7 protein-coding genes, 1 tRNA gene and 1 pseudogene are annotated in these 13,970 nt (G+C 72.9%); 7 read left to right on the top strand and 2 right to left on the bottom strand.

Features of this window, described 5'->3' with window-relative positions:
* Nucleotides 1-242: 242 nt before the first annotated feature.
* The 6 genes from B9W62_RS17490 (at nucleotide 243) to B9W62_RS17465 (ending at nucleotide 10,380) form a co-directional block, all read left to right on the top strand.
* Entirely contained in the window at nucleotides 243-440 is a 198-nt protein-coding gene (locus B9W62_RS17490) for a hypothetical protein (protein WP_087808027.1), read from the top strand.
* Nucleotides 441-708: 268 nt separating this feature from the next.
* Nucleotides 709-3,564, top strand: a complete 2,856-nt coding sequence (gene topA, locus B9W62_RS17485; protein WP_087808026.1) for a type I DNA topoisomerase — start codon at nucleotides 709-711, stop codon at nucleotides 3,562-3,564.
* A 153-nt stretch (nucleotides 3,565-3,717) separates the two neighbouring features.
* On the top strand, nucleotides 3,718-6,996 hold the full coding sequence (tmk, locus tag B9W62_RS17480; RefSeq protein ID WP_087808025.1) for a dTMP kinase: 3,279 nt from the start codon (nucleotides 3,718-3,720) through the stop codon (nucleotides 6,994-6,996).
* Between the two features lie 174 nt (nucleotides 6,997-7,170).
* Nucleotides 7,171-8,376: a DNA polymerase III subunit delta' gene (locus tag B9W62_RS17475; protein ID WP_087808024.1), complete on the top strand. Its 1,206-nt coding sequence runs from the start codon at nucleotides 7,171-7,173 to the stop codon at nucleotides 8,374-8,376.
* Nucleotides 8,377-8,570: 194 nt separating this feature from the next.
* Entirely contained in the window at nucleotides 8,571-10,190 is a 1,620-nt protein-coding gene (locus B9W62_RS17470) for an alpha/beta hydrolase (RefSeq protein ID WP_087808023.1), read from the top strand.
* A 113-nt stretch (nucleotides 10,191-10,303) separates the two neighbouring features.
* A tRNA-Thr gene (locus B9W62_RS17465) sits at nucleotides 10,304-10,380 on the top strand.
* 124 nt (nucleotides 10,381-10,504) lie between these two features.
* Here the strand turns inward: B9W62_RS17465 and B9W62_RS17460 are convergent.
* Together B9W62_RS17460 and B9W62_RS41220 are read right to left on the bottom strand one after the other, a co-directional pair.
* Nucleotides 10,505-11,308 (bottom strand): hypothetical protein, encoded by an 804-nt coding sequence (locus tag B9W62_RS17460; protein WP_256976461.1) that lies wholly within the window; start codon nucleotides 11,306-11,308, stop codon nucleotides 10,505-10,507.
* Nucleotides 11,309-11,395: 87 nt separating this feature from the next.
* Nucleotides 11,396-11,566, bottom strand: a pseudogene (locus tag B9W62_RS41220) (helix-turn-helix domain-containing protein); the annotation flags it as partial.
* Between the two features lie 1,081 nt (nucleotides 11,567-12,647).
* Here B9W62_RS41220 and B9W62_RS17455 point away from each other — a divergent pair.
* The gene (locus B9W62_RS17455; RefSeq protein WP_087808021.1) at nucleotides 12,648-13,943 is read left to right on the top strand and encodes a Clp protease N-terminal domain-containing protein; all 1,296 of its coding nucleotides are present in this window, start codon (nucleotides 12,648-12,650) and stop codon (nucleotides 13,941-13,943) included.
* Nucleotides 13,944-13,970 lie beyond the last annotated feature (27 nt).

Below are 13,970 nucleotides of genomic sequence, written 5' to 3'. Positions count from 1 at the left end.
GCACTGCCGCCGGGCGAGGGTGCGCGCACCGCCGCGAGGCGTGGGTGTGCGCACCCATTTCTTTTTCCGCGGCCGCCGGTGCCGCCCGCCCCACCCGACGTACGGGGAACCGGCCACGCCCGACGACATCCGGCGGATCCGTCGGCTCCCCGTTCACCTCGGGTTCGTCTGTCCGCCGCCCGCGCGTGACAGCCTCCCGGAGGCTGGACACGCGCGGGCTGGAGAAAAGGGGCACGGGGACCATGGAGAGCGGGCCGGCGATCTTCGCGGGAGTGGTGTTCGCCCTGTTCGGGGCCGGTCTGCTGGTGTGGACCACGACGCGGGTGCGGCACGGCCGGCCCGTCGCGCACGGTGTGAGCCCCGTCGCATCGGTGACCGTCGCGAGCGTCGCCGCCGTGGTCGCGCTGGCCCTCGGGGCCTGGTGCCTGACCCAGGCGTGAGGGGCCGGTTCCGGACCCCGGACGGGGTGCGGCCCGGGTAACCGGGGGATAGCGCTCCGGATATGCGCGTCGGGGCAGGTGAGCACTCCGGGCGGCAGGAACAGGGTTCGTCGGGTTACCGTTCGAGTGGCCGTTGCGGGCTTTTCCCGTTTGACACGGGGGCGGGAGGTACCGTCACACTCCGCAGCGTCACGATCGAAACACAGAACGACCCGACCCGGGACCACGGCCTGGGGAGGCCCAGCGTCGACCGGAGAGAAGAGCGAAGTTGTCCCCGACCAGCGAGACCGCGAAGGGCGGCCGCCGACTCGTCATCGTCGAGTCGCCTGCCAAGGCGAAGACGATCAAGGGCTATCTCGGCCCTGGCTACGTCGTCGAGGCGAGCGTCGGGCACATTCGCGACCTTCCCAGCGGCGCGGCGGAGGTGCCGGAGAAGTACACCGGCGAGGTCCGCCGCCTCGGTGTGGACGTCGAACACGACTTCCAGCCGATCTATGTGGTCAACGCGGACAAGAAGTCCCAGGTCAAGAAGCTCAAGGACCTGCTGAAGGACTCCGACGAACTCTTCCTCGCCACCGATGAGGACCGCGAGGGCGAGGCCATCGCCTGGCACCTCCAGGAAGTCCTCAAGCCGAAGATCCCGGTCAAGCGCATGGTGTTCCACGAGATCACCAAGGACGCGATCCGCGCCGCCGTCGCCAACCCGCGCGAGCTGAACCAGAAGCTCGTCGACGCCCAGGAGACCCGCCGCATCCTCGACCGCCTCTACGGCTACGAGGTCTCGCCGGTCCTGTGGAAGAAGGTCATGCCGCGCCTGTCGGCCGGCCGCGTCCAGTCCGTCGCCACCCGGCTCGTCGTCGAGCGGGAACGCGAGCGCATCGCGTTCCGCTCCGCCGAGTACTGGGACCTCACGGGCACCTTCGCGACGGGCCGCGCGGGAGACGCCTCCGACCCGTCGTCGCTGGTCGCGCGCCTCCAGACGGTCGACGGCCGGCGTGTCGCACAGGGCCGCGACTTCGACTCCCTGGGGCAGATCAAGAGCGCGAACACCCTCCACCTCGACGAGGCGAACGCCCGCGCGCTCGCCGCCGCGCTGGAGAACACGCGGTTCGCCGTCCGCTCGGTCGAGTCCAAGCCGTACCGCCGCTCGCCCTACGCCCCGTTCCGTACGACGACGCTCCAGCAGGAGGCCTCGCGCAAGCTCGGCTTCGGCGCGAAGTCGACCATGCAGGTCGCCCAGAAGCTGTACGAGAACGGCTACATCACCTACATGCGTACGGACTCCACGACCCTGAGCGACACGGCGGTCTCCGCCGCCCGCGCCCAGGTGACGCAGCTGTACGGCGCCGACTACCTGCCGCCCCAGCCGCGCACGTACGCCGGCAAGGTCAAGAACGCGCAGGAGGCGCACGAGGCGATCCGCCCCTCCGGCGACCGCTTCCGTACGCCCGCCGAGACCGGCCTGACCGGCGACCAGTTCAAGCTGTACGAGCTGATCTGGAAGCGGACCGTCGCCTCCCAGATGAAGGACGCGACCGGCAACAGCGTCACCGTGAAGATCGGCGGCGCCGCCTCCGACGGCCGGGACGTCGAGTTCAGCGCCTCCGGCAAGACCATCACCTTCCACGGCTTCCTCAAGGCCTACGTCGAGGGCGCCGACGACCCGAACGCCGAGCTGGACGACCGCGAGCGGCGACTGCCGCAGGTCGCCGAGGGCGACGCGCTGACGGCCGAGGAGATCACGGTCGACGGCCACGCCACCAAGCCCCCGGCCCGCTACACCGAGGCGTCGCTGGTCAAGGAGCTGGAAGAGCGCGAGATCGGCCGCCCGTCGACGTACGCGTCGATCATCGGCACCATCCTGGACCGCGGCTACGTCTTCAAGAAGGGCACGGCCCTCGTCCCGTCCTTCCTCTCCTTCGCCGTGGTCAACCTCCTGGAGAAGCACTTCGGGCGGCTCGTCGACTACGACTTCACCGCCAGGATGGAGGACGACCTCGACCGCATCGCCCGCGGCGAGGCCCAGTCGGTGCCGTGGCTGCGCCGCTTCTACTTCGGCGAGGGCGACGGCACGGGCGGCGGCGCGGCCGACGCGGGCAACGGCGACGGCGACCACCTCGGCGGCCTCAAGGAGCTGGTGACCGACCTCGGCGCGATCGACGCGCGCGAGGTGTCCTCCTTCCCCGTCGGCAACGACATCAAGCTGCGCGTCGGCCGCTACGGCCCCTACGTCGAGCGCGGCGAGAAGGACGCCGAGAACCACCAGCGCGCCGACGTCCCCGAGGACCTGGCGCCCGACGAGCTGTCCGTCGAGCTGGCGGAGGAACTGCTCGCCAAGCCGAGCGGCGACTTCGAGCTGGGCACCGACCCGGCCACCGGCCACGCCGTCGTCGCCAAGGACGGCCGCTACGGCCCCTACGTCACCGAGGTCCTCCCCGAGGGCACCCCGAAGACCGGCAAGAACGCCGTGAAGCCGCGCACCGCCTCGCTGTTCAAGTCGATGTCGCTGGACACGGTGACCCTCGACGACGCCCTGAAGCTCATGTCGCTGCCCCGCGTCGTCGGCGCCGACGCGGAGGGCGTGGAGATCACCGCGCAGAACGGCCGCTACGGCCCGTACCTGAAGAAGGGCACGGACTCGCGGTCCCTCCAGACTGAGGAGCAGCTCTTCGACATCACGCTGGAGGAGGCGCTGGCGATCTACGCCCAGCCCAAGCAGCGTGGCCGGGCCGCGGCCAAGCCGCCGCTGAAGGAGCTGGGCACCGACCCGGTCAGCGAGAAGCCGGTCGTCGTCAAGGACGGCCGCTTCGGCCCCTACGTCACCGACGGCGAGACCAACGCGACCCTGCGCTCCGGCGACAGCGTCGAGGACATCACGCCCGAGCGGGGCTACGAACTGCTTGCCGAGAAGCGTGCCAAGGGGCCCGCCAAGAAGACGGCGAAGAAGGCCGTGAAGAAGACGGCCGCCAAGAAGGCCCCCGCCAAGAAGGCGACGGTCACCAAGAAGACGGCCGCCGCGAAGACCACGGCGGCCAAGAAGACCGCCGCCAAGAGCACGGCGAAGAAGGCGACCGCCAAGACGGCGGCGAAGAAGGCGACCGCGTCGAAGGCGTCGGAGGACTGAGCCCGGCTCAGGCCCGCCCGCTCCTCCTCACGCCCGCACGCCCGCACGCGCGCACTTCGCAAAACGAACGCCCCGGCATCAATTCGGTGTCGGGGCGTGCGTACGTTCGGCCGGGCACACCGGACTGTCGGCGGCGACCGATAGGCTGAACGCATGACGCGAGCCGAGCAGCCAACGGCCCCTCACCCCGCCCCGGACGACGCGCTCGTCGCGGACTCCCGCGAGCGCGCCGTCCGCGCCCTGCTGCGCCGCCCGCAGCTGAGGCGCTTGTGGAGCGCACAGCTGGTGGGGGGTGTCGGCGACATCCTCGCCCTGCTGGTGCTGGTCCTCCTCGTGGTCCAGGCCGCGATCGGCGCGGGCTCCTTCGGCGGGGGCTACCGGGGCGTGGCGTTCGCAGTGGCGACCGTTTTCGGCGTCCGCATCCTGGCGACGCTGCTCTTCGGCGCGGTCCTGCTCGGGCCCCTGACCTCCCTCACCTCGCAGGACGGCCCGCTCGACCGGCGCTGGACCATGGTCGGCGCCGACGGGCTGCGGGCCGCCCTGCTGATCGTCGCGCCCCTGTGGATCGACTGGACGCCCGACGACGCGCTCGCCGTCCTCCTGGTGACCGTCTTCGTCACCGGCGTCGCCGAGCGCTTCTGGACGGTGTGCCGGGAGAGCGCGGCCCCGGCGCTGCTGCCGGCCCCGCCCCTGGAGGGCGCGACGGTACGGCCGCTGCCGGACCACATGGACGCGCTGCGCCGCCTCTCGCTGCGCACGAGCTTCGTGGCGATCCCGCTGGCGGCCGTCGTGCTGGTCGTCGCCGGGCTCCTGAACAACCTCCTGGGCGCCGGCATCGACTGGTTCGCCGAGCACCAGGCGGCCCTCGGCTCGTACGTGGCGGCCGGACTGTTCGCCGCGTCCCTGTCCGTGGTGACCTTCCTGGAGCTGCCCGCGATGCGCACCCCGCGCGCGCGGTCGCCGCTGGAGGGCCTGCGCCGCCCCAAGAGCGGCGACGGCGTCGACAAGGGCCGCACCGGCGCGCTCCCGCTGCTGGTGTTCGCCTGCGCCGCGGTCGCCGCGGTGGTGGCCGCCACGGTCGCCGTGGCGGTGCTGCACGCCAAGGACCTGGGCGGCGGCCCCGTGCTGTACGGGCTGACGGTGGGCGCGCTGACCGGCGGCGTCGTCGTCGGCATCCGCACCGCCCCCGCCCTGCTGCCCTCCCTGTCCCGCCGGCGGCTGCTCGCCCTGGCCATCGCCTTCGCCGGCGTCTCCCTGCTGGCCGCCGGACTCGTCCCGGACGACACCACCGTCCTGCTGCTCCTCGCGCTGGCCGGGGTCGGCGCGGGCGTGGCCGCGAACACCGGGCACGCGCTGCTCGACCAGGAGACCGAGGACCACCGCCGGGCACGGACGACCGAGCACCTGCACGCGGTCGTCCGGGTCTACGTGGCGCTCGGAGCGGTCCTCGGGCCGGTCGTGGCCGCGGCGATCGGACCGCACCGGCTGGAGAACGGCAAGTTCGTCTTCGCCCACGGCGGCGCCGCGTTCGTCCTGATGCTGCTCGGCGCGCTGCTGCTGCCGCTGGCCGCGCTGGTCCTGGCCAAGGTCGACGACCGCTCCGGCGTGCCGCTGCGGCACGACCTGCGGGACGCGCTGCTCGGCGGCGACGACCCGGTGCCCACCCCCGCCGGGACCGGCTTCTTCATCGCCCTGGAGGGCGGCGACGGCGCCGGCAAGTCCACCCAGGCCGAGGCCCTCGCCGAGTGGATCCGCGGCAAGGGGCACGAGGTCGTGCTCACCCGCGAGCCCGGGGCGACCCCCGTGGGCAAGCGCCTGCGCTCCATCCTGCTGGACGTCTCCAGCGCCGGACTGTCGCACCGCGCGGAGGCCCTGCTGTACGCCGCCGACCGCGCGGAGCACGTCGACACCGTGGTCCGGCCCGCCCTGGAGCGCGGCGCCGTGGTCGTCTCCGACCGCTACATCGACTCCTCGGTCGCCTACCAGGGCGCCGGACGCGACCTGTCGCCGACCGAGATCGCCCGCATCAACCGCTGGGCCACCAACGGGCTCGTACCGCACCTGACCGTCCTGCTGGACGTGTCGCCAGAGGCTGCCCGCGAGCGGTTCACCGAGGCGCCGGACCGTCTCGAGTCGGAGCCCGCCGAGTTCCACGCGCGCGTGCGCTCCGGTTTCCTCACCCTGGCCGCCGCCGACCCCGGGCGCTACCTCGTCGTGGACGCCGGTCAGGAGGCGGAGGCCGTCTCCACCGTCGTACGGCACCGGCTGGACCAGGTGCTGCCGCTGTCCGAGGCCGAGATCAAGGCCCAGGAGGAGGCGCGCCGCAAGGCGGAGGAGGAAGCCCGCCGCAAGGCCGAGGAAGAGGCCGCCCGCAAGGCCGAGGAAGAGCGCCTGGAGCGCGAGCGCCTCGAAGAAGAGGCGCGGGTGCGTGCCGAGGAGGAGGAGCGCAAGCGGCGCGAGCTGGAGGAGGCGCAGCGGCGCGAGGCCGAGCGGCAGGCCGAGGAGGCCAGGCAGCGGGCCGAGGAGGCGCGCCGCAAGGCGGAGGAGGAGCGGGCCCGGCTCCTCGCCGAGGAGAAGGCGCGCGCCGAGGAGGAGGCGCGGCTGCGGGCCGAGGAGGAGCGGCGCCGCAAGCAGGCCGAGGAGGAGGAGCGGCTGCGTGCCGAGGCCGAGGCCCGGCGCCTGGAGAAGCAGCGCAAGGCCGAGGAGGCCCTGCTGCGCGCCGAGGAGGCACGCCGGGCGGCGGAGCAGGCGGCGGCCGCGGCCGCGGCCGGCCCCAAGTCGGCGGCCCCCGCGGCGGCGGACGCGCCCCGCCCGAAGCCGGCCGCCTCGGCCCCCACCGACGCGGCGACCGTGCCGACCCCGATCGTGACCCCGACCAACGCCTCCGGCGGCCCGGTGGAGGACACGGCCGTACTGCGGCCGGTCCGCGACACGCCCGACGACGACCGGGCCGACGAGGTGCAGGACGGCGGCCGGACGTCCGGCGACTCCGAGTCCGAGTCCGAGGTGACGACCGAGCTGCCCATGCCGCCGGTGCCGTCCGGCGCGGCCGACGAGACGGCGGTGCTGCCGGCGGTGGAGCCGCGCGACGCCGACGAGACGGCCGTACTGCCGCCCGTGCCGCCGCCGGGAGCCGCCGACGAGACGGCTGTCCTGCCCCCCGTGCGCGAGGACGACCCCGCCGACCGGGTGCCGCCGGGCTACTTCCGCGAGGAGGCCCCGGCCGAGGAGGCCCAGGACCGCACGCGCGAGCTGCCCCAGATCGACCCCGACCAGGCACCGCCGTCCCGCAGGCGCCGCTCCGACTGGGCCGAGGAGACCCCGCTGGACGACCTGCCGACGCTGGCGGACGAGCTGCTCGGCCCGCACGACGAGGACGAGGGCGGCCGCGACGACGAGGGCCGCGGCGGCCGGGGCCGGGGACGACGCTGAGCATCGGGACCGCCGGGCCGGGCACGACGCTGAACATCGGGACCGCCGGGGGCCGTGCGTGCCCCGGCGGTCCCGCCGCGTTGTCAGTGCCGGCCCGCACAATGGAGGTCGCGACGGGAACAGCGCGGCTGCTCAGTGCGGTCGGCTCGGTGTGAGGGAAGGACGGCGTGACCCATGACCGTATGGGACGACCTCGTCGGGCAGGAGAAGGTGTGCGAGCCGCTCGCCGCCGCTGCCCGGGACGCCGACGCCTTCGTCACCGCGGCCGCGGGCGGGGGGCCCCCGCCGGAGGCGACGAGCATGACGCACGCCTGGCTGTTCACCGGCCCGCCCGGCTCCGGCGTGGCGCAGACGGCCCGGGCGTTCGCCGCCGCATTGCAGTGCGTGAGCCCCGACCGCGCCCTGGGCGGCGTCCCCGGCTGCGGCTTCTGCGACGGCTGCCACACGGCGCTGGTCGGCACCCACGCGGACGTCAGCACCGTGGTCGCGCTGGGCGCCGAGATCCGCGCCCAGGACATGCGGGACACCGTCCGCAAGTCGTTCACCTCACCCGCGAACGGCCGCTGGCAGATCATCCTCGTCGAGGAGGCCGAGCGGCTGAACGAGAAGTCGGCCAACGCCGTCCTGAAGGCCGTGGAGGAGCCGGCGCCGCGGACGGTCTGGCTGCTGTGCGCCCCCTCCGTCGAGGACGTCCTGCCCACCATCCGCTCCCGCTGCCGCCACCTGAACCTGCGCACGCCGTCGGTCGAGGCCGTCGCCGACATGCTCGTACGGCGCGAGGGCATCGAACCGGACGTCGCCACCGCGGCGGCCCGCGCCACCCAGGGCCATATCGACCGCGCCCGCCGCCTGGCCACCGACAAGGCCGCCCGCGACCGCCGGGCCGCCGTGCTGAAGCTGCCGCAGCGGGTCGAGGACGTCGGCGGCGCCCTCAGGGCGGCCCAGGAGCTCGTCGACGCCGCGGCGGAGGACGCCAAGCAGCTCGCCGAGGAGATGGACGCCAAGGAGACCGAGGAACTGAAGGCCGCCCTGGGCGCGGCCCAGGGCGGCCGGCTCCCGCGCGGCACGGCCGGCGTGATCAAGGACCTGGAGGCCGACCAGAAGCGCCGCAAGGCGCGCACCCAGCGCAACAGCCTCGACCTCGCCCTGAGCGAGCTGACCGGCTTCTACCGCGACGTCCTCGCCCTCCAGCTCGGCACCCGCGTGGCCATCGCCAACGCCGACGCGGAGGACGCCCTGGAGCGGCTCGCCCGGGGCAGCACACCCGAGTCCACGCTGCGCCGCATCGAGGCGATCGCCGCCTGCGGGGAGGCCCTGGACCGCAACGTGCCGCCACTGCTGGCGGTGGAGGCGATGACGATGGCGCTCAGATCGGGCTGAGCACCCGCCCGGGCTGAGCACCCGGCCGGGCCGAGCACCCGCCCGGGGCAGGCAGGTGTCCGGACCGCGCCGATGTGCCGCCGATGTGTCGCCGACGTGCCGCCGACGGTCCAGCCCGGTTGACGCCGTAACACGTACGAGGCACGTGAGCCACGCAACGCAACGAGTCGGTCGCGGAGAGTTACGCTCGCTGAATGCACACAAGGCGCACTCACCGCAGGACCCGCACCGGCAGCACCCGTTTCCGAGGCGCGCTGCTCGCTGCCGCGCTGCTCGCCACCGCCTGCTCGGCCGGGGGCGCGTCGACGTCCGCGGGATCTCCCGCGGCGAAAGCGGTGGGCTCGACGGAGGCGGCCACGGCGGCCCTGACCCCGCTGCCGAAGGCCACGCCCGCCGAGCTGTCGCCGTACTACGGGCAGAAGCTCGCCTGGCGCGACTGCGGCGTCCCCGGCTTCCAGTGCGCCACCATGAAGGCCCCGCTCGACTACGCCAAGCCCGGCGAGGGCGACGTCCGGCTCGCGGTGGCCCGGAAGAAGGCCACCGGACCGGGCAAGCGGCTCGGCTCGCTGCTGGTCAACCCGGGCGGACCGGGCGGCTCGGCGATCGGCTACCTCCAGCAGTACGCGGGCATCGGCTACCCGGCGAAGGTCCGCGCCCAGTACGACATGGTCGCGGTCGACCCGCGGGGCGTGGCCCGCAGCGAGCCCGTCGAGTGCCTCGACGGCCCCGAGATGGACGCGTACACCCAGACCGACGTCACACCGGACGACGCGGGCGAGAGGGACGAGCTGGTCGACGCCTACAAGGAGTTCGCCGAGGGCTGCGGCGCCGACGCGCCGAAGCTGCTGCGCCACGTCTCCACGGTCGAGGCGGCACGCGACATGGACGTCCTGCGCGCGGTGCTGGGCGACGAGAAGCTGACCTACGTCGGAGCGTCGTACGGCACGTTCCTGGGCGCGACCTACGCCGGTCTGTTCCCCGACCGGACGGGCCGCCTGGTCCTGGACGGCGCGATGGACCCCTCCCTGCCCGCCCGCCGCCTGAACCTGGAGCAGACGGAGGGCTTCGAGACGGCGTTCCAGTCCTTCGCGAAGGACTGCGTACGGCAGTCCGACTGCCCTCTCGGCGACAAGGACACCACCCCGGACCAGGTCGGCAAGAACCTGAAGTCCTTCTTCGACGACCTGGACGCGAAACCCCTCCCCGCCGGAGACGCCGACGGCCGCAAGCTCACCGAGTCCCTCGCCACCACCGGCGTGATCGCGGCCATGTACGACGAGGGCGCCTGGCAGCAGCTGCGCGAGTCCCTCACCTCGGCGATCAAGGAGAAGGACGGTGCCGGCCTGCTGATCCTGTCCGACAGCTACTACGAGCGCGAGGCCGACGGCGGCTACAGCAACCTGATGTTCGCCAACGCCGCCGTGAACTGCCTCGACCTCCCCGCCGCCTTCTCCTCCCCGGACGAGGTGCGCGACGCCCTCCCGGAGTTCGAGAAGGCCTCCCCGGTCTTCGGCGAGGGCCTCGCCTGGTCCTCCCTGAACTGCGCGTACTGGCCGGTGAAGCCCACGGGGGAGCCGCACCGCATCGAGGCGGCCGGCGCCACCCCGATCGTCGTGGTCGGCACCACCCGCGACCCGGCCACCCCCTACCGCTGGGCCGAGGCCCTCTCCGACCAGCTCTCCTCCGGCCGCCTCCTCACCTACGAGGGCGACGGTCACACCGCCTACGGCCGCGGCAGTGCCTGCATCGACTCGGCGATCAACACGTACCTGCTGAGCGGCACCGCCCCGGACGACGGCAAGCGCTGCTCGTAGCCCCCACCCGCCCCACCCGCCCCGGAGCCCACGCCTCCGGGGCGGGTTCGGAGCACCCCGGGAAACTGTGTAGACTTACCGACGTTGCTGATCGCACCATGGGTGCACAGCGCGCCGCCTTAGCTCAGATGGCCAGAGCAACGCACTCGTAATGCGTAGGTCTCGGGTTCGAATCCCGAAGGCGGCTCCACTCGAAGCCCAGCTCAGACGTTTCTGAGCTGGGCTTTTTTCATGGTCTTTCATGGTCGGGACCGGTGGAGACGACGGCGGTGCATCGCCGCGGCGGGTGGTGGCTCCCGTCGTACGAGCAGCGGTCAGTTCAGCCGGTCGGTGTAGGTGACGTAGACGACCTCGGAGACGGTGTCCAGCTTCTCGCGCACGGCGTCGGCGATGAGGGACTCCCAGGCGGACGTATCGGCGAGTCCGGCGGTGGCGAAGACTTCGGAGGGGGCGGCGACGGTGATGTGCAGCCGGGATTGCCGGCGCTCGACGCCGGCGACGCGGCATCTGCGGAACATCTCCGCCTCCGTGGGCGGCATGCCCTTCTCCTTCCATTGCTGCCGGTCGAAGAGGGCGGTCCATACCTCCTGGACGGTGCGCTCGGCCTCGTTGTCGCATTGCGTGCACTGCTTCGTGCGGCCGTCGGCCTGGTCCGAGAGCCTGATCCGCTTCACCGCGGTGCACAGCCGGCAGCGCACCGTCCAAGGCACGTGGTAGCCCCGGTAGCGCTCGGCGGGGACATAGCCCGCGGAGGACAGGAGTTGGGCGGCCTGCTCGGCTGTTACCCGTCCGGAAGGGTCCTCCGCCGCTTCGGCCTCTCGCAGGTCGAGCAGGGCTCTGGAGGCGTTCAGCTCCGCGGCCCGGTGCCGCCGTACGCGTGCCCACGCCTGGAGCCATTCCGCGTGGTCCCGCTCGGGTACGTCGCAGGCGCGCAGGAAGGCCACCAACTGCTCGGGTGAGCTGGGCACCTGCCGGCGGCTGACGATGCGCTGAGCGGCGCTGCTGGACAGCGTGGCTCTGGCGGCCCGGGCTCGGCGCTCCATCTCACGGCGCGAGGGGGCTCCCGCTCTCTCGTGGATGTCGGCCAGTCCGGTGCCGAGGTCTGCCGGATCTCGCATCATCCGCGGCTTGGGAACAGATCTGCGCTTCGTGGCGTGATCCTCCGAGTGTTCCTCGCGGCGTGCTTCCAGCCACAACCGGTCGGTCTCATCCACGTCCAGGCCACAGGCCGTGGCATACGCGCGGGCCACTTGGCGTCCGGGCACGCTCCGCCCGCCGGCCGCGCGCTGTAGTGTCGCTGCGCTGTAGGCCGATGTGCGCTGGGCCAGTTCCGCGTAGCTGAGCCCTTTGCGGGAGCGCCCCTTGCGTAAGAACACGGCGAGTTCGGCTCTGGCTGTGCCCGGCCAGGGCACCTCTCGTTCTGGCCTCCCCACGTTCGTTGCCCGTCACTGGCACGACGCCGCGGTACGCCCGCGTCGTGGGGGCCGTACCCGGTCGTTGCCGGCCAGCGCCGCCAGGGCGGAGATGCCCGCCGCGGCCTGTGCGGCCACAGCGATGGTGCTGGTCAGGGGGAGGCCTGACAGCACAAGAACGATCACGACAATGACAACTGCGCCAGTGGCCGTGGCGGGCACGCACGCCTGCCTGGAGAAGCAAGGCACGCGGCGTGACCGGGCGATGAGAGAATGCTGGGGCAATGGGTCCTCCTGACCTATGAAATGCGGACGTCGGCAGTGGCCGCACGACCACGCTCCTGGCTCCAAAGTGATTCGGCCGGTGAGGAGTAGGCGCTCCTGAACGGCTCCCGAAATCCTGCCAGGAGCAGCACCACCGCAGGACCGAACCGGGTGGGTTGACGCGTTTCTGAGTCAGCCCGCAAATCGGACCCAGCCGTCTGGTCAGCGCCGCGTATGCCACCAGCAGCCCGCTTTTCGCTCTGGCACGATCTGAGTCAACCCGCTGAACAGGAATTCCGCGGCAGGACCAGCGGGACACCCCGCACCTTGATCGTTCAAGGGTGATCGGAAAAGTCACTTCGGTCCACTCCCGCTTGTCTCAACGCACCCCGCCGGACAGGCTCATGGCTGCCGATGCCGAGAACATCGGTTCCTCCCTGACGCTCCTGGCTCCACCATCAGCGGTACGGGAACTTCCAGTGGGCCAGGTAGGCGCGTGGCTCGCTTCGGGGCCGGCCCGCGCATGGGACCGGCCCCCCCCCGCCAGGTCCTCCGTTTTTGGCGGACTGGGCGGCAGACATTCCCCAAGGGCGGCTCTGTTTTTGAGACCCGCAGGGCGGACATCCGGCCTGCGGGTCTTCCTTTTTCCTCGCGGTGCTCGCGGGGCGGGCCGATCGGATCGGGAGTCTGGCCGGTTGGCAGGCGCGGGGGCGGGGTGGGGGTGTCTAGCGTCGTTCGCGTAGTCGGGGTGGCGGAGCGCCGCGTGGTGAGGAGAGGTCTGATGGGGCAGCGAGGGACGACGGCAGATCTGGTCGGGCTCGGGGTGACGACGGAGTTCGAGCCGGACGTCATGGAGGTGCTCGTCGCGACGGTGCGCCGGGCGGTTCGCGGCGAGTCGGCGTTCGCGGGGACGGACACCTTGCTGGCGGAGCTGGTGATGGGGGACTCGGCGGCGGGGGCGGTGATCGCTCCGGGGATGCGGAAGTCCGGTGGGCTCAGTGGTTTCATCCAGGCTCGCGCGGGTCTGGGCTGGGTCAGTGAGGACGAGGCTGGCGGTGGCGGTGGCGGTGGCGGTGGCGGTGGCGGTGGCCAGGGGGCGTGGGCCGACGAGGTCGAGGTCGAGGCCGCCTGGCGTGAGGCGTGGTGGCGATTTGGGCTGGGGCTGCGCGAGTCGGCGCGGGAGGGCATCCCGGCCGTGCCGCCCGCGCTGAGCGGGGCGATGCGGAGCTGCCTGCTGCGCGCGCTGGCGTCCGCGCGTGCCGAGGGCACGGTCTCCGTGCGCTGCCGTCATCTGGCCAGGGCGCTGCTGGAGCTGCCGGACAGCAGGGCGCGGGAGGCGCTGCTGCTCCGGCGACTGGACGCGGCCGAGGCGCTGACCCGCCTTGACCGGCTGGACGCCGAGGCCGCGGGGTCGGACGAGGCGGGCGAACGGCCGGAGTCGTACGGCGTGCTGCTGCTGCGCCGGGCCGGGACGGTGGGCAGGAGCGGCAACCGGCTGTCCCGCGCGTTCACTTCCTGGACTGCCCAGTCCGGGGTGAACGGCTCACCAGTGCTGTTCGCCGTGAACGTCGAGGCCACACGTCAGGCGGTGCGGTGCGGGCGGGACACGGCGGAACCGGTGGATCTGCTGCTGGGGGCGCTGGCCCTGGACCGGGCGTTGGCCGTGGCGGGGCATGCCCTTCCGGAGGGTCTGGTGGAGGCCAATGCCGCGTCGGCCGTCCTGCGCCGGCACGGGGCGCGGCAGGTGTCCCTCGTCGCTTCGGCCGCGGCCTCGGTTTCGGCCGGTTCCGTCGCTTCGGCCGGGGCTTCGGATTCGGCAGGCTCCGTCGCTTCGGCTGCGTCGGTCGACGGCGGTGCCGACCAGGCCGGGGGAGGGCGGGCGAGGCTGTCCGCCGCTGCCGAACGCGCCGTCGCGGTCGCCCGGCTGCGGGCCGCCGAGCGGGGAGCACCCACCGTCGGTACAGTCCATCTGCTGTCCGCGCTGCTCGACGATGCCGGTGTGGCGGAGTTGCTGGCCGCCGGGCAGGTCGATCTGGCCGCGTTGCGGGACGAGCTGGACGGCCTGGCGGGTGCGTGAGAGAGGGGATGGCCGCCGGGCCGATAG

It is taken from the genome of Streptomyces sp. CS113 (assembly GCF_002188365.1).
Classification (GTDB): Bacteria; Actinomycetota; Actinomycetes; order Streptomycetales; family Streptomycetaceae; genus Streptomyces; species Streptomyces tendae.
Note: the sequence above shows the minus strand (reverse complement) of the source record. Positions and strands in the feature narration are given on the sequence as shown.

What these genes read in the sequence shown, in the direction of transcription:
- B9W62_RS17490 (WP_087808027.1), top strand. Translation starts at nt 243, where the DNA reads ATGGAGAGCGGGCCGGCGATCTTCGCGGGAGTGGTGTTCGCCCTGTTC.
- tmk (WP_087808025.1), top strand. Translation starts at nt 3,718, where the DNA reads ATGACGCGAGCCGAGCAGCCAACGGCCCCTCACCCCGCCCCGGACGAC.
- B9W62_RS17475 (WP_087808024.1), top strand. Translation starts at nt 7,171, where the DNA reads ATGACCGTATGGGACGACCTCGTCGGGCAGGAGAAGGTGTGCGAGCCG.
- B9W62_RS17470 (WP_087808023.1), top strand. Translation starts at nt 8,571, where the DNA reads ATGCACACAAGGCGCACTCACCGCAGGACCCGCACCGGCAGCACCCGT.
- B9W62_RS17460 (WP_256976461.1), bottom strand. Translation starts at nt 11,308, where the DNA reads ATGCGAGATCCGGCAGACCTCGGCACCGGACTGGCCGACATCCACGAG.
- B9W62_RS17455 (WP_087808021.1), top strand. Translation starts at nt 12,648, where the DNA reads ATGGGGCAGCGAGGGACGACGGCAGATCTGGTCGGGCTCGGGGTGACG.